18 protein-coding genes and 1 tRNA gene are annotated in these 20,088 nt (G+C 44.1%); 14 read left to right on the top strand and 5 right to left on the bottom strand.

The window, feature by feature from the left end:
• Positions 1–228: 228 nt before the first annotated feature.
• The 4 genes from hutH to ftcD form a co-directional block, all read right to left on the bottom strand.
• Positions 229–1,725 (bottom strand): histidine ammonia-lyase, encoded by a 1,497-nt coding sequence (gene hutH / locus B5D06_RS04020; RefSeq protein ID WP_078736739.1) that lies wholly within the window; start codon positions 1,723–1,725, stop codon positions 229–231.
• A gap of 3 nt (positions 1,726–1,728) precedes the next feature.
• Positions 1,729–2,355, bottom strand: coding sequence for a cyclodeaminase/cyclohydrolase family protein (locus B5D06_RS04025; RefSeq protein ID WP_078736740.1), 627 nt, complete (start codon positions 2,353–2,355; stop codon positions 1,729–1,731).
• 16 nt (positions 2,356–2,371) lie between these two features.
• Entirely contained in the window at positions 2,372–3,625 is a 1,254-nt protein-coding gene (gene hutI / locus B5D06_RS04030; protein ID WP_078736741.1) for an imidazolonepropionase, read from the bottom strand.
• 114 nt (positions 3,626–3,739) lie between these two features.
• Positions 3,740–4,645, bottom strand: a complete 906-nt coding sequence (gene ftcD, locus B5D06_RS04035) for a glutamate formimidoyltransferase (RefSeq protein WP_078736742.1) — start codon at positions 4,643–4,645, stop codon at positions 3,740–3,742.
• 195 nt (positions 4,646–4,840) lie between these two features.
• Between ftcD and B5D06_RS04040 the strand changes: the two genes are divergently transcribed.
• The 10 genes from B5D06_RS04040 (at position 4,841) to B5D06_RS04095 (ending at position 15,181) form a co-directional block, all read left to right on the top strand.
• Positions 4,841–5,998, top strand: a complete 1,158-nt coding sequence (locus B5D06_RS04040) for a DNA polymerase III subunit (protein ID WP_078736743.1) — start codon at positions 4,841–4,843, stop codon at positions 5,996–5,998.
• Between the two features lie 181 nt (positions 5,999–6,179).
• Positions 6,180–7,160: a YeiH family protein gene (locus tag B5D06_RS04045; RefSeq protein WP_078736744.1), complete on the top strand. Its 981-nt coding sequence runs from the start codon at positions 6,180–6,182 to the stop codon at positions 7,158–7,160.
• A gap of 118 nt (positions 7,161–7,278) precedes the next feature.
• Entirely contained in the window at positions 7,279–8,217 is a 939-nt protein-coding gene (locus B5D06_RS04050) for a cation diffusion facilitator family transporter (protein WP_078736745.1), read from the top strand.
• Positions 8,218–9,142: 925 nt separating this feature from the next.
• Complete coding sequence (locus B5D06_RS04055) at positions 9,143–9,862, top strand: pyridoxine 5'-phosphate synthase (RefSeq protein ID WP_078736746.1); 720 nt, start codon at positions 9,143–9,145, stop codon at positions 9,860–9,862.
• A gap of 8 nt (positions 9,863–9,870) precedes the next feature.
• Positions 9,871–10,602, top strand: a complete 732-nt coding sequence (locus B5D06_RS04060) for a MotA/TolQ/ExbB proton channel family protein (RefSeq protein WP_078736747.1) — start codon at positions 9,871–9,873, stop codon at positions 10,600–10,602.
• A gap of 14 nt (positions 10,603–10,616) precedes the next feature.
• Positions 10,617–11,042, top strand: coding sequence for an ExbD/TolR family protein (locus B5D06_RS04065; RefSeq protein WP_078736748.1), 426 nt, complete (start codon positions 10,617–10,619; stop codon positions 11,040–11,042).
• Positions 11,043–11,045: 3 nt separating this feature from the next.
• Positions 11,046–11,825, top strand: coding sequence for an energy transducer TonB family protein (locus tag B5D06_RS04070; RefSeq protein WP_078736749.1), 780 nt, complete (start codon positions 11,046–11,048; stop codon positions 11,823–11,825).
• 24 nt (positions 11,826–11,849) lie between these two features.
• On the top strand, positions 11,850–12,407 hold the full coding sequence (locus B5D06_RS04075) for a DJ-1 family glyoxalase III (protein WP_078736750.1): 558 nt from the start codon (positions 11,850–11,852) through the stop codon (positions 12,405–12,407).
• Positions 12,408–12,678: 271 nt separating this feature from the next.
• Positions 12,679–12,751, top strand: a tRNA-Gly gene (locus B5D06_RS04085).
• Positions 12,752–13,117: 366 nt separating this feature from the next.
• The gene (locus tag B5D06_RS04095) at positions 13,118–15,181 is read left to right on the top strand and encodes a T9SS type A sorting domain-containing protein (RefSeq protein ID WP_078736753.1); all 2,064 of its coding nucleotides are present in this window, start codon (positions 13,118–13,120) and stop codon (positions 15,179–15,181) included.
• A 358-nt stretch (positions 15,182–15,539) separates the two neighbouring features.
• Here the strand turns inward: B5D06_RS04095 and B5D06_RS04100 are convergent, their stop codons facing one another.
• The gene (locus B5D06_RS04100; protein WP_200804982.1) at positions 15,540–16,922 is read right to left on the bottom strand and encodes a tyrosine phenol-lyase; all 1,383 of its coding nucleotides are present in this window, start codon (positions 16,920–16,922) and stop codon (positions 15,540–15,542) included.
• Between the two features lie 498 nt (positions 16,923–17,420).
• On the opposite strand from B5D06_RS04100, the gene B5D06_RS04105 reads away from it, so the two are divergent.
• The 4 genes from B5D06_RS04105 to B5D06_RS04120 all read left to right on the top strand — a co-directional run bounded on the left by B5D06_RS04105 (position 17,421) and on the right by B5D06_RS04120 (position 20,087).
• The gene (locus B5D06_RS04105) at positions 17,421–17,654 is read left to right on the top strand and encodes a hypothetical protein (protein WP_078736754.1); all 234 of its coding nucleotides are present in this window, start codon (positions 17,421–17,423) and stop codon (positions 17,652–17,654) included.
• Entirely contained in the window at positions 17,651–18,043 is a 393-nt protein-coding gene (locus tag B5D06_RS04110; RefSeq protein WP_159442689.1) for an outer membrane beta-barrel protein, read from the top strand. Before B5D06_RS04105 ends, B5D06_RS04110 begins: the two co-directional genes overlap by 4 nt.
• Before the next feature lie 727 nt (positions 18,044–18,770).
• Positions 18,771–19,409 carry a 16S rRNA (guanine(527)-N(7))-methyltransferase RsmG gene (gene rsmG / locus B5D06_RS04115; RefSeq protein WP_143742607.1) on the top strand — a complete coding sequence of 213 codons (639 nt, stop codon included), beginning with the start codon at positions 18,771–18,773 and terminating at the stop codon, positions 19,407–19,409.
• Positions 19,410–19,433: 24 nt separating this feature from the next.
• Positions 19,434–20,087 carry an MBL fold metallo-hydrolase gene (locus B5D06_RS04120; protein ID WP_078736756.1) on the top strand — a complete coding sequence of 218 codons (654 nt, stop codon included), beginning with the start codon at positions 19,434–19,436 and terminating at the stop codon, positions 20,085–20,087.
• The last annotated feature ends 1 nt before the right edge of the window (position 20,088 follow it).

Genomic DNA, 20,088 nt, shown 5'->3' on the forward strand with positions numbered 1-20,088 from the left:
CCATTGTTTCTCAGTATAAAGACAAACTTTCCCTACGGAAAAGGTTGTTTAAGGCTGCTTTAAATATAGACTATCTCAAAAAGCTGCTAAAGATTTGATGCGGTTGCCCTGAAAAAACTCAGAGAGATTCTTTGACACAAACTTGACACATTAAAAGAAAAATTCCCTCCCATATCTCTTTTACGAGTACGGGAGAGAACTTATAATTAAGGAGTCTATCTCTAAAGATTATTGGAAGTCATATGAACGTACAAACTCCGTTGCATCTTGGATTTGCTTGTACATTACCACATCTTCCTCGACACGAGGTACAACACTACGGAATGCGCTCATCATCGCTTCAATTGTAGGAGAACTCTTAGCTGGGCGACGAAATTCGAGTGCCTGTGCTGCGTTCATCAACTCGATAGCAAAGATGTGCTCCAAGTTGTCTATGATAGGCAAAAGCTTTGTAGCCGCATTGGCTCCCATAGAGACGTGGTCTTCCTGTCCATTGCTGGAAACAATACTGTCCGATGCTGCTGAGTAGCAATACATTTTGTTCTTGCTTACCATGGCTGCTGCTGCGTACTGAGGAATCATGAAGCCAGAGTTCAACCCTGGATTTGCCACGAGAAACTCGGGTAAATCACGCAAGCCCAAAATTAATTGAGCTACACGACGCTCAGAGATGTTTCCTAACTCTGCCAAGGCAATCGCCAAGAAATCGTACACAATCGCCAAAGGTTGTCCGTGGAAGTTACCGCCAGAAACAACGCTATCTTCATCGGGGAAAACAGTAGGGTTATCAGTAACGGAATTAATCTCTGTTACTATCACACTCTCTACATAATCGATCGCATCGCGAGATGCTCCATGCACCTGAGGTACACAACGAAAACTGTAGGGATCTTGTACCTGCTTTTTGGGGCGGTGAATAAGTTCACTACCCTCCAATAAAGCTCTCAAGTGTCGAGCCACTGTAAGCTGTCCCTTATGTGGACGTATAATATGCAACGCATCTGAAAAAGGAGCATCAAGTCCGTCAAAAGCCTCCAGAGAGAGTGCCGCACAATTATCGGCAAGATTAGCCAAACGGCGTGCCTTAATAAGTGCATAAACTCCATGCGAACTCATAAACTGAGTACCGTTAAGAAGTGCTAATCCCTCTTTGCTCTTAAGGGTTACTTTGCTTAACCCTAACTCTGTATAAACCTCTTTTGCATCGCGCTTCTCACCCTTATAACGCACCTCACCCTCTCCAATCAAAGGGAGAAAAAGATTAGACAACGGAGCCAAATCACCCGAAGCTCCCAACGAACCACGATCATAGACAATAGGGAGGACATCATGGTTAAGCATATCAAGAATACGCTCTACGGTAATAACCTGTACTCCACTATGCCCCAACTGCAAGGCATGTGCTTTCAAAAGCAACATAAGACGCACAATGTCGGGGTGAATTTCTGTACCGCAACTGCAAGCATGGCTTTTTACCAAATTCTCTTGTAACGTGGTCAGTTGCTCGGGAGATATAGTGCGGTTACACAAAGAACCAAAGCCCGTTGTCACACCATATATAGGTTTATCACTTTCCTTTATCTTATTATCGAGATAGTCTCGACAATGCTGTATGCGAGCTTTAGCCTCTTCGCTAAGAGCCAAGGGAAAACGCTCCTCTAAGTATTGGGCACAAAACTCAAGAGTTAGCGGAGCAGAACCCACAAAAAACGTATGGCCTGCCATAAATTATTCACACGCTTTTTTGGTGTACTCTATTATTTTAGCCTCACGAGCCATAACATCGGCTTCCAAGCGGTCTGCTTCGGCTCTCATTTCGGCAACAAAAGCCTCATCTTTGAGCGAAGTCAAATTGATGCGCACATTAAAAAGAGCTCCAACAATTGCTACACGCGCACACATCATAGCCACGCAACCATCGGTAACAGCATTCTGATTACCACGAGCTACCACTGCCTCTATGCGAGGAAGAAGTGTAGAGGTGCGACGAGCCACTTCCATAGGGACAAGTGCTGCCTTCTTGGTATTTTCTTGTATTGCAGCAGAGCGAGCAGCTTTCTCTTCATCTGTTTCTTTAGGAAGTTTGAAAGCTTGAGCTACTCCGTCATAAGCCTGACTGTCTCTATCAACATCGAGTACCAATTCTTTTTGTATAGGAGCGACCTCGGCTGCAATAGCTTTCATCTCTTCCTCCACTTCTGCATATTTCTTTTTACCAACGGTTAGGTTGGCAACCATTTCTGTAAGTGCTGCGGCAATTGCTCCATTAAGGGCAGAAATACTACCACCACCAGGCACAGGAGCCTCACCAGCTGTTTCAGCCAAAAGACCTTTTACGGTTAATTCTGTTAGCATAACTATCGTTTATTTCTTAATTGATATGATTTGTGTATACAACGCCCTTCTTGATGGTAGAGCGTACAAGGTTAACGCCAAAGTGATAAGACAAGAATTTGTAGGAAGGGAAGCGCAAAATGACTAAATCGCCCTGCTTGCCCTCTTCGATACTTCCTATACGATCAGCTCTATCTATAGCGGCAGCACCGTTGATGGTTAGTGCCGTTACCGCTTCCTCAACAGTCATACCCATATATATGGTTGAGAGGGCAAACATGAGAGGAACAGAGGAACTGAAGCAACTCCCTGGATTCAAATCGCTCGCTACAGCCACTGCACAACCGCTATCTATCATCTTACGGGCTGGTGCATAATCGGCCTTAAGGCTGAATGCTGTACAAGGTAACAAGGTGGCTACTGTATCGGAGTTTGCAAGAGCTTTAATCCCTTCTTCAGAGATTTGCAGCAAATGGTCTGCAGAAAGACACCCCAACTCTGCCGCCAACTCTGCCCCTCCAAAGGGTACGATCTCATCAGCGTGCATCTTAAGTTTGAAACCCATATCCCGTGCTGCATTCAACAACTGGCATGTCTGAGCATGGTCAAAGACCCCTTTTTCGGTAAATATATCGCAACACTCAGCAAGGTTACGCTCACGAACTACGGGGAGCACCTCACGAATGATGAAATCGATATACTCCGTCGTACGTCCCTTATATTCATCGGGCGTATCATGTGCTCCCATAAAGGTGCTAAACAGTTCTACAGGATGTGATTTTTGCAGACGCTGTACAACCTCTAACTGCTTGAGCTCGGTATCTAAATCCATACCATATCCACTCTTTGCGTCGGCAGTAGTTACCCCCATGGATAACATAGCGTCTAAATGGGCACGAGCAGCACGCTCCAACTCTTCGATGGGAGTAGTGCGGGTAGCACGCATCGTATTGGCAATACCTCCCCCCCGTTCCATAATGCTCATATAGCTGTCTCCTGCTAAACGCCATTGAAACTCATCTTCTCTATAGCCCCCAAAAACCACGTGGGTATGGCTATCGACAAATCCAGGTAATACGGCATTGCCTTCGGCATCGCACACATCGCACCCTTGGGTAAGAGCAAGATCCAAATCTTTAGCAGGTCCTGCAAAACGAATAATACCGTCTCGAATTACTACAGCAGCAGGACCTTCTACAACAGACAGATCTCGCATGGCTTGAGATCCGTGCTTTGCCTTTTGGCCCTTACAAGTAACGAGCTGACCTATATTCTTTACATAGAGGTTCATAACATCAGATTTTTAGAATTATCGACTAAAGAGGGGCGAAGCAACCAAACATACAGAGACTTTTCTCCACCCCTCTTTATTTAATTAATAGCATCTAAGCTACAACGAAGTTTGTTACTCCATCATCCTTAGTTCAAGAATTTGATCGTGAGAGAAGTTCTCTATCCCTAAATAGTACTCCGCACAGTCAATCAAAGCAGCCATAGGAAGAAGGCCGATTACCTCACTACCGATGATTTCCACGCCATAGCGTTTTGCCTCCATACGTACCATTTCATGAGCACGATACACAGCTGTTTTGGTATAGTCTGTGAGGTTCATAGATACTTGAGCGACCTTACGATCGGTAAGCTCTACACCCATTGCCTTACAGAAACGAAGTCCACCCCCGAGATGACGCACCTTTTTAGCAATCGCATCGGCAATAGCAACGTCGCTTGTGTTAAGGTTAACATTGTAAGCCACCAAAGGCATACGAGCTCCCACAGCAACACACCCAGCAGTTGCGTGGCGATCTGCGGGGCCGAAGTCTGGCTTCCACTCAGCCTCGTGTACCTTCTCTGCCATACCCTCGAACTCTCCCTTACGGATTTTAGCTAAGTTCTCACGGTGAGGAGCTGTAGCCGATTTTTCATAAAGGAACACAGGTATACCGTACTTTTCTCCTATGATTTGCGCTACTTCACGAGAGAGCTCAATAGTTTCTTCCATTTCCATATTGCGAATGGGGATGAAAGGAACTACATCTACCGCCCCCATACGAGGGTGTTGTCCCGAATGCTTTGTCATGTCAATTACCTCAACAGCCACTCCAATTGCTTCGAGAAGAGCTTCCTTTAGAGGTTCGGGTTCTCCCACTACGGTTACTACAAGGCGGTTGTGGTCCTCGTCATTGCTGTAGTTAAGCAGCTTCACTCCGCTACGAGTACGGAAGGGATTTACGATTTTCTCTATTTTTTGTTTGTCTCGCCCTTCGCTGAAATTGGGCACACACTCTACAATCTTCGTTAGATTAGCCATGTTTTTTATTTGATTTAGTGAATGTTCATCTATTAAATAGCTTCTTTTACAGAGAGGAAAACTTACTTGAGAAAAGTTTTCTTCTTGAGTGCGAAGTTAGTACTTTCTTGAGAGCTTTTTACCTCTATCATCAAAGAGAGTTGTATCTTCGTATAGGAAAAATCGATAGAAGAGCAAACAAAGTCGAAAAGGGGTATGCAGTTTAGAGATATAGATGGCTATGAAAATCTGAAAGAGCATCTACGCTCGATGACGCACTCTCGCAAGATACCACACAATATTCTTTTAGAGATTCAGGATGGTATGCCAGGCATTGCAATGGCTCTGGCTTGGGTGCAGTACCTCAACTGCCTTAATCCACAAGATGGCGACTCATGTGGTACTTGCGCACAATGCAAGATGATATCTCAACTGGAACACCCCGATGTACACTTCATATTCCCTGTTATCGACTCTGCCGATGTAGAAAATCCATCAGACAACTACCTGCCTCAGTGGCGAGATATGGTACTAAAGCATGGAGCCTACTGGGGAAGCGAGGAGTGGCTACAAGCTCTAAACCCCGAGAACAAGCAACCTATTATCTATAGCAAAGATGCTTATGCTCTTGAACAAAAGCTACAACTAACCATTGGCTACGCTTCTTACCGCTGCATCATCATCTACCAACCCGACAAAATGAATGAAGAGGCGAGTAATAAGCTCTTAAAAACGATGGAGGAACCACCCGAACGTACTCTTTTTATCTCTGTCTCTTTCCGCCCCGACCTTCTGTTAGAAACCGTGCAGAGTCGTATGCAAACCATCGAAATGGCTCCTCTCTCTCACGCAGAAATGCGAGAAGCAATCGCTCGCATCGCCCCGTCCAATACAGCAAGCAATACTATTGATACGATTGTGCAACGCTCGCAAGGACTTGTATTGAAAGCCAAGAGACTGCTCGAAAACAAGAATGCCGAAAAAAAGTACATCACCTACTTTGATATGCTTACCAATGCAATGCTCAATAAAGAGATTATCGTATTTCGCACCCTTAGCGAACAGTTGCACAAAGAGGGAAGAGCGGTAGCGATCAATATGCTTGAGTATTTCGAGGAGTGCTTTCGTACCCTTATGCGAGAGAGTTTAATTCCTGGGAGTATTGCCCTACTTTCATCGGACGAGCAACGCCTACTTAACCGCATAAAAGTATGCGTCACGCCACAAAATATCAAACATCTCTACCATCTTTCCGAGCAGGGCATACGCCATATACGAGGGTATGTTTCTCCCAAAATAGTACTCTTCGACACGTTTATTCGCTACACAGCGATATTTTCTATTGAGCTTAAGAAACAGCAAGCTCGACTCTAACTCTCTTTTTACTCTACTCCTTTCAGAAGATTATCTCCTTATTATGTATGGAGGTAGTACAGCAAATTCGCATAGTAAGCTTCGTTTCTACGAACCTCAGAGCGTTTATTTTCTTCACTACCTTGATGAAGTTCGATGTAAAATAATGATATTTGCATCGAAAAAGGGATAGATAGTGCTTATGAAAAGGTATACCCAACAATATAGTCGTCCCCTGTACGGAGGCGTTATAGTTCTTCTTATCATCTTATTATTAGCAAGTTATACTCCTCTCCCCTCCTATCTTTATAGCTGGGTAAAAGCACCTATAGTGCTACTTATAGGGCTTCTATTTGCTTCTTTGTTGGGTACTCCCTACAAGAAGTTCAACAACAAAGCCTCCAAGAAACTGCTACAATGGTCTATCATCGGCTTAGGGTTTGGCATGAACTTGCAGGAGTCACTCTCCTCGGGTATTGGAGGCATGAGCTTTACCATTCTATCAGTAGCCTTAACGCTTGTGGTGGGAATGTTTATTGGGGTAAAGTGGCTCGGGGTAGACAGAAAAACATCTTACCTGATTTCCTCGGGCACTGCCATCTGTGGCGGTAGTGCTATTGCGGCCGTTGGTCCCAGCATAAAGGCCAACGAAGAGTCTATGTCTGTCGCTTTGGGCTCGGTATTCATACTCAATGCTGTGGCACTTTTTATCTTCCCCTCCATTGGTTCTTACCTATCGCTCGGGCAACACGACTTCGGTACATGGGCAGCCATCGCTATTCACGATACCAGTAGCGTAGTGGGTGCTGGAGCAACTTACGGAGAGGCAGCCCTCGAAACAGCCACAATGATTAAACTAACCCGTGCTTTGTGGATTATCCCCGTAGCCTTTATATCCTCTTTTATATTCAAAGAAAAGGGCAGTAAGGTAAACATTCCTTGGTTCATTCTCTACTTCGTTATAGCCATACTTATCAATACCTACCTACTATCTTCCTATCCTGAAATAGGAAAAATGATTAGTAGTATCGCTCGCAAGGGGATGATATTGGCCATGTTTTTCATCGGGGCTACTCTTTCGCCTCAATCTCTAAAGAACATAGGAGTAAAACCCTTTTTGCTGGCTCTCTCGCTCTGGGTTCTTGTGAGTATTTCGAGCCTCCTTATTATCTATCTTCTCTGACACACCCTCTGTTTCTTAATCTGTCGAGGGAAGCTCGTTCACACTCTGTTTTACAATAGGTGTTGAGGGGATTTACAAGAAATAATATGGTAACAACTATTGCATTGAGCGTAAAGAAATGAATCCTACCCATTCAGTTCGAAAAAAGAAGATTCTCAAGGTCAGTATCATCAGTCTGCTCTCCAATACACTGCTTACAATTTTGAAGTTTGTAGCCGGTATATTGGGCAATAGTAGTGCTCTGATTGCAGATGCGGCCAACTCTCTTTCCGATTTGATCACAGACATTGTCCTCATAGTACTCGTACCGCTTTCTTGCCGCCCCTCTAACAAACGACATAAGTATGGACATGGGAAGTATGAGACCTTAGCCTCTGCCATAATCGGTATGGCGATGATCGTTTTGGGAATATCGCTACTTGTCGATGCCATCAATACCGTGAAAGACGTTATTCACCATCAACAAGTGATTACTCTACCTCACTCCATAGCATTGGTTATAGCCCTCTTTTCTATTGCTTTCAAGCTCAGCCTCTTTATCTACACCAAAAAGAAAAGCGACCAACTCTCAAGCTCCAGTCTTCGTGCTAAGGCATTCGATCATCGCAATGACGTTTTCACCTCTTTGGCTGTACTTATCGGCGTTGCTGCAGCGATGCTATTTGATGATCAATGGGCTATTTTAGAGCCCATCGCAGCAGGCTTTGTCAGCTTGATTATATCCTATACGGGTGTAACCGTACTCGTTCCTGCCCTGGAAGAACTATTGGAAAAAAGCATTCCCGAGTATGAAGAAAAGAACATCTGTGCCATACTGGACGAAGAGCCCGCTATACTCAGTTACCATAAGCTCTACACTCGACGCATCGGCACAAGATATGCCATAGAGGTAGATATAAGGGTCAAAGGTTCGATGAGTGTGAGAGCTGCACACGATGTCACCCAAGAACTTGAAGACCGTCTACGTCTCTGCTTCGGGCCTCAAACCCACATCATCATACACGTGGAGCCTCAAGAGGAAAAAGACCGAGACGAAGACTTTGTACCTTTTGAGTAAATAGCTCTCCCGAAGTATAGTATCGAAAAAATAGAACACTCTCGCAAAATCTGCGCTCTATAAGCCTATCTCTTTTAGCAACCCTCTTGGTAAGAATTAAACGCATCGCCACGGAGTTGAGATACGTAATGAGATTGATGTGTTTCGTAGCAAACGTTTACACGTGCCCAATCAACTCTTAAGCCCGTCCTTTTTATACCTCCTCTTCTTGAACCCCATATATACATCAAGACCTTTTTGAGAGATGTTTATATTCGTAGTAGTGCGCTGATGTAGCGAAGTAAAATTTACGTCCTCTACTCCAAAGGCGATTACCCCCTTCAACTCTCTTTCTTCTCTTCCCAAAAATGCCGAAGATATGAACTAAAAGAGGTTTACATAGGAACAAAACTTTATACGCAATCTAAACATACATATATTCAATCTTAGTATATATATATTCAACTTAAAAATATATATATTCAGATTGCATATAAACTTTCACAAACATCTTAAGGGGTTTTTCTTTGTGTGCAAAAGAGTTTTTCCAAACGCGTATAACTACAAGTTGTGCGTATAATAGAGTGAAGCTCTGCGGATACTGCACCATCTTCTCGTACTGAACCTCATTAGTATAGCACTCAGGGGTAACTATAAAAACAAGATGTCTCCATGAAAACCTTTAGAGAATCTGAAACGTTGGGAGAAACTTCTTGCGTATCAGAAGTGAAGCGCAGATTAAAATCTCCTTGAGAGTATGGCAAAAAGTCCATTAGAGTCTCTCTCCCATAACAGGAGTAAACGTCTCTGAAAAAGTAATAGAAAACGACTTGTTCCTGAATTAGGAGTTCGTTTCTGTCGGCTCTTTCGGTCGCTTGCCCTCTCCTTTTTCGCAGAGCCTGCTATAAAAACATTATATTTGCTCTCAGATTGAAGTAGATAAGTTATGACACGACTTAGCGTAAATATAAATAAGGTGGCGACTTTACGCAATGCACGTGGGGGTACTATTCCTAATGTCTTGCAGGTTGCGTTAGATTGCGAACGCTTCGGGGCACAAGGCATAACAGTTCATCCCCGACCCGATGAGAGACATATCCGCTACTCCGACGTGCGGGAACTACGTAAGCATATCGCCACAGAGTTTAATATAGAGGGCAATCCCGTTCCCTCCTTTACGGAGCTTGTTTTGGAGGTACTGCCTGCACAGGTAACCTTGGTGCCCGATGCACCCGATGTTTTGACCTCCAACGCGGGGTGGAATGTAAAAGAACACTTTACCTTTTTGAAAGATGTGATAGCTCGTTTCAACGATGCGGGCATTCGCACTTCTATTTTTACAGGTACCGATTGCGACAATATCAGTCGTGCTGCCGAGACGGGATGCCATAGAGTAGAGCTATATACAGAGCCGTATGCAGCGGCTTTTGCCCAAGGAGAACGAGAGAAAGCCGTAGCCGATTTTGCTCAGGCTGCCCTTCACGCCTCGGCTTGTGGTCTGGAAGTAAACGCTGGGCATGACCTGAACTTAGAGAACCTCCATTATTTTGCCTCGCAGGTACAACCTCTGGCAGAGGTTTCCATAGGGCATGCTCTCATTGCCGACGCGCTTTACCTCGGGTTAGAAGAGACGATCCGTCGATATAGACAACAGCTAATCGTTTAATCAGAAATATGAAATTCTTACCATTATTACAATTAGATGGCATTGTGGCAGATACAATGCAAGATGCACTCACCTCTGTGGGTACAGTTACAGAGAGCCCTGTCACGCTTTCGGTTTGGGAACTGACACTCAAAGGCGGGTGGATTATGGTGGTTTTAGGCCTACTTTCGCTGGCAGCCATCTACATTTTCGTTAAAAAGTTCTTGGAAGTACGCGCTGCTCTACGCTCCAATTCTTCCTTTATGGAGCGCATAAAAGACTACATCAACACGCATAGAATAGATGCTGCTCATAACCTTTGCCTCTCAACAGATACTCCCGAGGCTCGTATGATAGATAAAGGACTGATGCGACTTGGACGCCCCATGGCAGATATATCCGTCGCTGTAGAGAATGCAGGTAACCTTGAGGTCGGCAAGCTCCAAACGTCAATGCCTTTGTTAGCTACCATTGCCGCTGGTGCCCCTATGATTGGCTTTCTCGGTACTGTAACGGGTATGGTAAGAGCTTTCTTCGATATGGCCAATGCGGGTACTGCTATTGACATTTCGCTCCTTTCGGGAGGGATTTACGAAGCATTGGTAACCACTGTCGGAGGTTTGATTGTTGGTATTGTGGCACTGTTTGCCTACAACTTTTTAGTGGCTCGCATCGACAAAACGGTTAACCTTCTCGAGGCACGCAGTATAGAGTTTATGGATGTGCTCAATGAGTTGGCCGAGCATACCCCACAACAATAAACAGCGTTACAAGCATGGCACTCAAACGAAAAACAAAGGTTAATGAGGCATTCAGTATGGCATCGATGACCGATGTTATATTCCTCTTGTTAATCTTCTTTATGGTGGTGAGCACTTTGGTCGTACCCAATGCTATCAAAGTCAACCTACCCTCTTCACAATCTACAGCTCCCAGCGAGATGCCCATGGTGCGTCTAACGCTTACGGCAGAGGGGCGTTGCTACATTGTTACCCCTTCTGCACAAACTCCGCAGGAAGTTACCATCGATTTACTGGCAGAGCAACTCATTCAGACAAGGGAACAAACCCCCGATATGCTTGTAGCTCTCTACGCTGATGAAGAGGTTCCTTATCGAGAGATCGTAAAGATATTGAACATCACGGCACAGTTGGATTTGAAGCTGGTACTTGCCACCAAAGCACTACAAGCGAAAGATTAATTCATGTTGCGCGATCGTTTAATAGCATTAGTTATAACCCTAACGCTCCATATCTTGGGAGTGGCATTGCTCTTTTGGATAACGCTATCGAGCAGAGTGGTCTCACATACCAAGGAGATAACACTAATCCCAGTAGGGGTTTTAGAGGAGTCGACATCGCAAGAAGTAGCCGCAGCTGCCGTTGCTTCCTCCCCTGCTCCCGAGCCCGTAGCTCCGCCTGTAACAACAAAACCTACCCCTCCAACTCCTGCAAAGGAGGCACCTCTTGTTTCTCACAGCAAACCCGAACAAACGATGCCAGCACCGAAACCCAAGCCCGTAGAGCAACCACAAGAAACAGCTGCCGAGAGGGAAGCGAGGGAGGCAAAGAAAGCACAGGAAGAGGAACGCCGTCGTCGCGAAGAAATCAACCGCAAGGTCGTAGGAGCATTTGGCAAGGGAGGTTCTAAATCGCAAGAGCATAATGGGGCAGAAGGCAACGCTTCGCAGGGCAAAAGTATCGGCTCGGGCTTCTCTCTTGCAGGACGAAGCATCACAGGCAATGGAGGTATGCCAGCACGACCTACAGGCTTCCGCCCCACACGTGGTACTGTAGTAGTGCGTATCGTGGTAAATGATGAGGGACGAGTGATAGAGGCTTCTGAGCGACTTAGGGGAACAAACGTGACTGACCCTACCACACTACAGGCGGCGGTACGTGCCGCAAAGGCTACAAGATTCAATCCTCAGCCTGGAGCTGCCGATCAGGAAGGAACTATTACTTATCACTTCGACATTCAATAAATAAACCTTTAGAAAACAAACTGTATGGAAAAGAGAGCATTCGTATTTTTAGCAACAGGCTTTGAAGAGATTGAAGCTGTTACATCTATCGATGTTTTGCGTCGTGCAGGTATAGCTACCACGACAGTTTCTGTTAACTCTACCCCCGTTGTGGCAGGTGCGCACGGTGTACCCTACACAGCAGATAAGACCATTGACCAAATACAAGGGGAAAGAACAGATGCTATGGTACTCCCTGGAGGTCTACCTGGAGCAGACAATCTATATGCTTGCGAGGCACTCCGCACTATGCTTATTGAGCAAAACAAAGAGGGCAAAATCATTGCTGCTATTTGTGCATCTCCAGCCGTAGTATTGGGCACCATGCACCTTTTAGAGGGTCGTAAGGCTACTTGTTATCCCTCTTTTGAACCCAAGATGTTAGGGGCAGAGGCTATCGCTCAATATGTGGTTCGAGATGGACATATCATAACAGGTCAAGGACCCGCTGCCGCAATGCCGTTTGCTTTGGAAGTGGTAGAGGCTCTGACAGATGTGAGCACTCGTAAGAGAGTGGCTAATGAACTTTTGTTCAAAGAGTAGAAGGTAAAAAGAGAGCAATAAAAATCCCTTTGAGGCAAAAGAAAAAGAGGTTGGGGCTTTCTTAAACTCTCGCCCATGTTCCCTACAATGCGTGCAAGCATAGGGTTGTTGAGAGCGGGAGATATACTCCAAAGAAACTCTATAGGAGAGAGGGCTATGGCTTTCTCTCTTTTTTTTGATTTTAAGAGTGTAAAAAGCCACATTGAGTTATTGTTCAACTCGAAAAAAGTAGTACCTTTGCGATGGATTGGAAGACTATTCTCTTCTTTATGCGGAAATAGCTCAGTTGGTAGAGCATAACCTTGCCAAGGTTAGGGTCGCGAGTTCGAGTCTCGTTTTCCGCTCTCTTTCATGATTTTTAGGTGGAGAAGACCATCGGGAGCTGCGGCTCTCTTGGTCTTTTTTATTTATGGAGTTCCGCTTTACTCGTATTCTTTCTCTCGTCAAATGGTATTTTAAGCATTGCTCCCTCAGATAGAAATATTCCTAAAGTCAAGCACAAAGAGAGAAAGTTTGATGGGAGAGATACTTTTTGTACTTTCGAAGCCGAAGTTTCTATCCTCTCTTTTCTTCAATAGAGTGGGAGAGACCTTAAATCAGAACATAAAAAGAGGAGAGACACCCTTTGCTCTCTCAGGTAGAGCAACCATAACGAAAGCCTATTCCCTCCTTATAGGTATAAAAAGTAATAGTATAATTAGAATGAAAAGATGAGAAGATTTTTTACCGTTGGAGTATTTCTACTGAGCTTTTTTGCTCTGTTTCATACTACCTTTGTAGAGGGTCGTGCAGCTGTTGAGAGAGAAGATATCCCTCGAAACGTAACACGCAAGAATGCCCATTTATTTAAGACTTTGAGTCGTTCTCTTACCGAGAAACTGGAACAAACCACGCAAAAGAAGCAAGAGAAGAGAAACGTAATCGCTCGTTTCGATACGACAAAAAATCTTGCCTCTCAGGCACAATCACCCGAGGAGGCGTATGTAGATATCGTTTTAACCAAAGCTATCGGAGCAGAAGTACGCTTCGGAACCGATGTCCCCGATAATCAAATCGAGGGTTTGGAGTTCGTGCGTGTCATTCCAGATCCCGAGGGAGGAAGTCATGACACTCGCATTTACCGAGTTTTGAATCAAAAAATCCGTGTAAAAAGTTTGGCAGAAACTCCCCTTCGTATCGTAGATGTCGAGGAAACAGGTATTGTCTCTTTCGATGCTTCACACTGCCCAACCCTCGAAGAGTTCTATGCTAATAGAAACCCAGATCTTGCGGTTTTGGACTTCTCTCATAACCCCTATATGAAAACAATAGCAGCAGCCTTTACAAAAGTCAATAAGGTAAATGTAAAGGGACTTAAGTTCCTTTCTGTTTTCTCAGTGGCTCCTGCACAACTTTCCGAATTGGATGTAACCGGTTGTGATAATCTCTCTTTTCTTTTGGTATTTGGTAACCAGATTAAAGATGAGAAGATGGCTCAGTTAATTGCCTCTTTACCCGATTTATCTGAGAACGATGAACGTGGGATGCTCTTTGTAATTGATGAAAACCCCGTTACTTTCGAAGAAAACAACCGCTGCTCCGTAGCGCATGTCAACGCTGCTGTAAAAAAAGACTGGGGTGTATTTAATGAATCTCGCCAACCCTACAAAGGCTATGATTATGCCCCCAACTACAGTGACGATATAATTACCTTCAATACTAATATAGCCCAAAACGCATCTATCTTCATGCGCATCGAAGGAAAGGATAATGCAGACGTTTTGGTAGATGGGGCCGAATACTGGCAACGTAAGAGCGAACGCGACGAATATATCCTAAAGAAAAAACAGGTTACTATAAAGGGTAAGGTCGCTTACTTAGATATTTCGGGCTGTGAAATTACCGACTTAAACATCTCGGGCAATAAGCATTTGACTACAATCCGCTGTGCAAACAACCCCATGCTCAAAAAGCTAGATGTTTCTCAACACAAAGATTTGAAAGAGCTGGATATTACCCAAACGAACATCTTCACACTCGACCTTTCTCAAGCCGAGAATCTAAAGGTGCTTAAGTGTAGCACTTCTAAAATTGGCTCCTTGGATTTGAGCAAAACCCCTCTATTACAAGAGCTCAATATATCTAATAACGACATCCGTCAGATAGACCTTAGCCATGCTCCTCTCTTGAAAGAATTGACCGTTAGTGGCTGTTCTTTGACCGAATTAGACCTCTCTAAGAACCCTCTTTTAGAGAGCATTCAGGCACATGCCAACGAACTCACGAAGCTTCTTTTCGTCTCTGATCAACTCTATCGAGTAACCGTTTTTGCCAATAAGATTAAAGGAGAGGCTATGACCGCTATGATGCAATCGCTACCTGTTGTCCAAGATCCCGACCGTCAGGCTTACATTGCCGTTTTCTATGAAGGAACAGATATGCCCGAGAGTAATATCTGTATGGAGACGGATGTCGAGATAGCTCGTGAAAAACGCTGGAAGGTAACCAAAGTTGATGCAGACTATGAGGAAAGCGAATACGGAGGAGTTACAGGTTGCGCTCCTATATATGACGTTCTTAAGACGGCAATTTACCCCAATCCTGCACAAGAGTATATCATCGTATCGGGTGTAGAACGTGGAGATCGAGTGGAGCTTCTCACTGTCGAAGGCGTTACGCTGTGGAAGACGCTTGCAGAGCAAAATAGCGTACACATAGATCTCGCAACCGTTCCTGCTGGGTGGTATCTGCTCCAAACAGCAAAAGGGACACACCTCTTACAAGTAACAAAGTAGTCGAAAAACTTTATCCTCGGAGGGTTGTTCCCCAGACTAACGGGACAACTCTCCGACTAAAACAATAAAGGAGTACTATCACAAAGCATTGAGAACAAGGAGAAAAGAAAGTTCCTGTACGTATGTACCTCGTCCCTGTATATTAACAGTGATCCCATATTCCCCCTCTTGTAACGACATCTCGTAGAACCACAATGCTTGGTGTATAGGAAATATCTTTCTCTCTTCCCGATATAATGCCTCTTACCGCTATCAATAAAAAGAAGCCGAGTAACCCTAAAGGTCGCTCGGCTTTTTCAGTTATTCCCTCCTCACAAAGAGGAGGTATATTTTTGTGAACTATGCAACGGCTTCTCTCTTAGATCTCTTCAAAGCGAGCTGTAAAGAAGCGGAGCTGTTTAGGCTCATAAACGAAGCGCAAGCCCTTGATTTGTTCTTTGTTCTTATAGAGGTCGATAACTGCATCTGCCACTACGTCCATATGTTTGTAGGTGTACACACGACGAGGAATAGTCAAACGTACAGTTTCCAATTTGGGTTTGTGGTTTTCTCCCGTATTGATATCGCGACCCGCTGAAACAATACCACGCTCCATACTACGTACCCCGCTCTCGATATAAAGGTTGGCAGCGAGGCTCTGAGCTGGGAACTGTTCCTGTGTAAGATGTGGACAGAAACGACGTGCATCGAGGAATACAGCGTGTCCTCCAACGGGTTCGATAATAGGAACTCCTGCAGCCTTGAGACGATCGCCGAGGTAACGTACCTGAAGTACACGGTGACGGATATATTCATACTGCATAGACTCCTCTAAACCTATTGCCATAGCTTCCATATCGCGCCCCGCAAGACCTCCGTAAGAAGGCATTCCCTCGTAAACAACTACGAGTTCTTTAGCATTCTGGAAGAGTTCCTCATCGTTCATACACAAGAAACCGCCGATGTTTACAAGACAGTCTTTCTTACCACTCATGGTACAACCGTCTGCATAGCTAAACATTTCGTGTACGATTTCGCTGATTGTCTTATCTGCGTAACCTGCTTCCTGCTCTTTGATGAAGTAAGCATTCTCTACACAACGGGTTGCATCATAGAATACTTTGATGCCGTGCTTTTGGGTCAATTCGCGCACAGCACGCATATTTTCCATAGCCACGGGCTGACCTCCTGCCAAGTTTACTGTAACTGCAAGGCAAACATAAGCGATGTTTTCTGCACCTTTCTCGTCAATAAGCTTTTGGAGTTTCGCCAAGTCGATATTACCCTTGAATGGAATATCTAAAGTAGCGTCGTGTGCTTCATCGCGAATGATGTCAACGAAAATACCTCCATTACGCTCTTGGTGGTAACGAGTAGTCGTAAAGTACATATTACCAGGTACGTACTGACCAGGTTTAATAGCTATCTGGCTGAGCAAGTTTTCTGCACCACGACCTTGGTGAGTAGGCACCAAATGTTTGAAACCGAAGTGCTTGCGAACCACTTCCTCTAAGTGGTGGAAGTTACGGCTACCCGCATAAGCCTCATCTCCAATCATCATACCTCCCCACTGTCTATCGCTCATCGCATTTGTACCACTATCGGTAAGGAGGTCAATATATACGTCCTTGGAGTTAATCAAAAAGGTATTATACCCAGCTTCTTGTGCTACTTTGAGACGCTCTTCGCGAGAAATCATCGCTACTGGCTCTACACTTTTGATGCGAAATGGCTCTGCAGGATACTTGCTAAAATCAATCATAATTATACTTGTACTTAATGGTTATTTAATTTACACACCACAAAAAAGCCCCAAAAGGTATATTCTTAAAAGAACAAACCTTAATAGGTCTGTATGTAAATGATGCAATGCAAATATACGTATTATTCTCAGATATGCAAGTAGTAACTCTGTGAGACAATGAAGTATCAAGTATTGCTCACTCTTTTTCTCCTACCAGAACATTTGCAAGCCTACGAAGGCGAGATGCCAGAGGAGCGTTAGCCCCCTCCCAAAGGCTATACTAAGGAGTATAATACATGGGAGATCACAGAGGAGAGTATCATTTTTTATCCAACATAGACGCTCTAAAATCTTGGTACATAAGAGATCTAAGCTGGTTATAAACATCGAAATCAAAACACATTTGTAAACTTTTGGAAATACACATATATTTGCAAATGAGATACCATAAAGTAAAAAATAGATAGACCTTTAATATTAATCGAATATAAGTGTATTTATAAACAAGTTTAAATTATGAAGAAAGTATTTTTCGTAACAATGATGTTGCTCTCTTCTGTAGCTTTGTCTTGGGCACAGAAAGGACCCTCTTTTAGAGCAGATGTAAACTTTATGATCTCAGACTTTGTGGTGCTCTCCAAAAACAGTAGTACCACCATGGGTTCATTACCCACCTTTAGAGTAGGTGGTGCCGCAGAGTTTGCCATTGCAAAGGGGTGTATGTGGCTCCAGGCTTGGCGTACAGCGTGAAAGGGTTCAAGAGCAGTGTTCTGGGCACCACGACAGTTAGACTTAGTAGCCGCATTCATTATCTGGAAGTACCCATCAATGTAGGGTATCGCATAGACTTGGGCAATAAGTTTAACGTATCGGTAGAAGTGGGTCCCTATGTAGCTTTTGGCCTTTTTGGTAGTGCTACCCGAAAGGTAGGTTCGGTAAAAACCTCTAACTCTCTCTTCCAGGAAGATGGCACTATATCCAGATTCGATATGGGTGTAGGAGCATCGGTAGCCTTGGATTACGACCGATACTACGCAACTTTTGGATATGAGCGCGGATTACTTAATATGTCAACGGAAAGTTCTGCCGTAACATTGAACAACCTCAATTACATAATGGGTATAGGCTTCCGTTTCTAACACTCTCCACAATATATCCTCTCTCGCAGTAGAGGAGTATGAAGCATGGGTAGTCCGTAAAAAGGCTACCCATATTTTTATCAAAAGAGATCTGAGTAAGGATACTATAAGAGCTTTTCCTACTCCTTCTACTCTTTACCTCAAACTCTATCCTCCTTTTGTAAAGGATCTAAAAAAGAGGCTATAAGGCATATTTCTTCTCTCCATTTTCATTGAGAAGTTCAAAGGCTCTTGAGCAAAAACTCTCCGAGACCCAGTAAAAACCCTATTTTCCACCAGACAATTCTTTATTTTCAGATTGAATATATATATTTCTAATCTGAATATATATATTTTCAAGTTGCATATATATATTTGTAGATTGCAAATAAAGAATTCCCCGTAAGATTATAAGTTTATAGAGGTAACAAAACTCTTTTTCTCCTATACGATAAACAAGTTAAAGAGGCTTTGCAACAGAATCTACACCACGCTGTTGTTGCTATTCAGGTTCGCTCTCATTTCTATCTACTCTCGACACTTTCTTTATAGAGAATATCTATACAAAAATGGTGTATATTTGTATCCGCATAGTAAGGGGATAAGGTTATAGCTTTTTTGCCGTGCCTTATTTCGTTTTTGTGTGCTTAAAAAAAGTCTTTTTATGGCGTAGACAAAAGCATCTACACTTAGCCCAAAAGGCCTTTTACTCCTAAAGAAAAAGAGATCTCTATAGAGACGATACGATATGACACCACAGGAAGAACTGGCACTTATCAGTACCACCTTTACCGATATAACCGATCTGCAGAGAGGCCAAATGAAAGCTCTTTGGGAGCTCTATACGGACTGGAACAGCAAGATAAACGTTATATCTCGTAAGGATATAGAGCATCTTTATCTCCACCATATACTCCATTCCTTGGGGATACTCAAGGTACTGAAGTTTGCCCCCCAAACAAAAGTGATTGACGTGGGTACGGGAGGCGGGTTCCCTGGCATCCCCCTGGCGATAATGCTACCCGAGGTAGAGTTTACGCTCGTCGATAGCATAGGTAAGAAAATAAAAGTGGCAGAGAACGTTGCCAACGCCATCGGGTTGTCTAATGTCACCACCTATCATACCCGCGTAGAAAATCTCAAAGAGCAGTGTCACTTTGTAGTAACACGTGCCACGATGCCTCTTGCAGAGTTGGTCAAGTTGAGCCGTCATCTCATATCCAAAGAGCAATTTAATGCTCTACCCAACGGTTTTATTGCTCTTAAGGGAGGTAATTTGGCGGGAGAACTGTCCTCTTTTGGCAAAAAGGCCATGGAAGAAGAGCTTTACCCGTTTCTCCCCGATCTTTATTTCAAAGAGAAAAAGGTTGTCTATCTGCCCCTTTAACCCAATAACAAAAACCTATCAGAGATGCAGACTTCTGTTCATCAACTTACCTTTAATTACGTCGAAGAAAATACCTATATACTCGTAGACGAAGCAACCAAAGAGGCAGCAATTATCGATTGCGGATGTATGAACGAGGCGGAAGAGCAACGTTTAGTACAGACGATACAAAAGTTGGGAGTAACCCCTCGACTTCTTCTCTTTACTCATTTACACTTCGATCATTGCTGGGGAGCAGCCTTTGCGGCAGAGCAATACGGTCTGACCCCTATGGCGCATGACATCGAGATACAAAAGATGCCTCCTCTGGTAGAGCAATTACTTGCCTTTGGGTTTCCCAATACAGAGGTACGTCCTCAACCCTCCTATGCCCCTTTACACGAGGGAGATGAAATTAAGTTGGGTGCAACAACGCTAAAAGTACTGTTGGTACCAGGGCACACTCCTGGGCATATCGCTTTTTACGAACCTGTAGACGGCTCTCTCTTTGCAGGCGACGTACTCTTTGTAGGCGGTGATATTGGGCGTACCGATCTACCTGGGGGGAGTTTCTCTACGCTCATCAAGAGTATTAAGGAGGAGCTTCTGCCGCTGCCCCTTACGACTAAAGTCTATTCGGGGCATGGCCCCTCTTTCGACATGGATTCAGTTCATAAATATAATCCCTATATCCAATAAA

The organism is Porphyromonas circumdentaria (assembly GCF_900167105.1).
GTDB lineage: Bacteria > Bacteroidota > Bacteroidia > Bacteroidales > Porphyromonadaceae > Porphyromonas > Porphyromonas circumdentaria.

Bases quoted from the DNA above. Each gene is read 5' to 3' on its own strand.
- B5D06_RS04025 (WP_078736740.1), bottom strand. From the start codon at position 2,355: ATGCTAACAGAATTAACCGTAAAAGGTCTTTTGGCTGAAACAGCTGGT.
- hutH (WP_078736739.1), bottom strand. From the start codon at position 1,725: ATGGCAGGCCATACGTTTTTTGTGGGTTCTGCTCCGCTAACTCTTGAG.
- B5D06_RS04105 (WP_078736754.1), top strand. From the start codon at position 17,421: ATGAAGAAAGTATTTTTCGTAACAATGATGTTGCTCTCTTCTGTAGCT.
- B5D06_RS04040 (WP_078736743.1), top strand. From the start codon at position 4,841: ATGCAGTTTAGAGATATAGATGGCTATGAAAATCTGAAAGAGCATCTA.
- B5D06_RS04100 (WP_200804982.1), bottom strand. From the start codon at position 16,922: ATGATTGATTTTAGCAAGTATCCTGCAGAGCCATTTCGCATCAAAAGT.
- rsmG (WP_143742607.1), top strand. From the start codon at position 18,771: ATGACACCACAGGAAGAACTGGCACTTATCAGTACCACCTTTACCGAT.
- B5D06_RS04095 (WP_078736753.1), top strand. From the start codon at position 13,118: ATGAGAAGATTTTTTACCGTTGGAGTATTTCTACTGAGCTTTTTTGCT.
- B5D06_RS04065 (WP_078736748.1), top strand. From the start codon at position 10,617: ATGGCACTCAAACGAAAAACAAAGGTTAATGAGGCATTCAGTATGGCA.
- B5D06_RS04070 (WP_078736749.1), top strand. From the start codon at position 11,046: ATGTTGCGCGATCGTTTAATAGCATTAGTTATAACCCTAACGCTCCAT.
- B5D06_RS04120 (WP_078736756.1), top strand. From the start codon at position 19,434: ATGCAGACTTCTGTTCATCAACTTACCTTTAATTACGTCGAAGAAAAT.
- hutI (WP_078736741.1), bottom strand. From the start codon at position 3,625: ATGAACCTCTATGTAAAGAATATAGGTCAGCTCGTTACTTGTAAGGGC.
- B5D06_RS04075 (WP_078736750.1), top strand. From the start codon at position 11,850: ATGGAAAAGAGAGCATTCGTATTTTTAGCAACAGGCTTTGAAGAGATT.
- ftcD (WP_078736742.1), bottom strand. From the start codon at position 4,645: ATGGCTAATCTAACGAAGATTGTAGAGTGTGTGCCCAATTTCAGCGAA.
- B5D06_RS04055 (WP_078736746.1), top strand. From the start codon at position 9,143: ATGACACGACTTAGCGTAAATATAAATAAGGTGGCGACTTTACGCAAT.
- B5D06_RS04050 (WP_078736745.1), top strand. From the start codon at position 7,279: ATGAATCCTACCCATTCAGTTCGAAAAAAGAAGATTCTCAAGGTCAGT.
- B5D06_RS04060 (WP_078736747.1), top strand. From the start codon at position 9,871: ATGAAATTCTTACCATTATTACAATTAGATGGCATTGTGGCAGATACA.
- B5D06_RS04045 (WP_078736744.1), top strand. From the start codon at position 6,180: ATGAAAAGGTATACCCAACAATATAGTCGTCCCCTGTACGGAGGCGTT.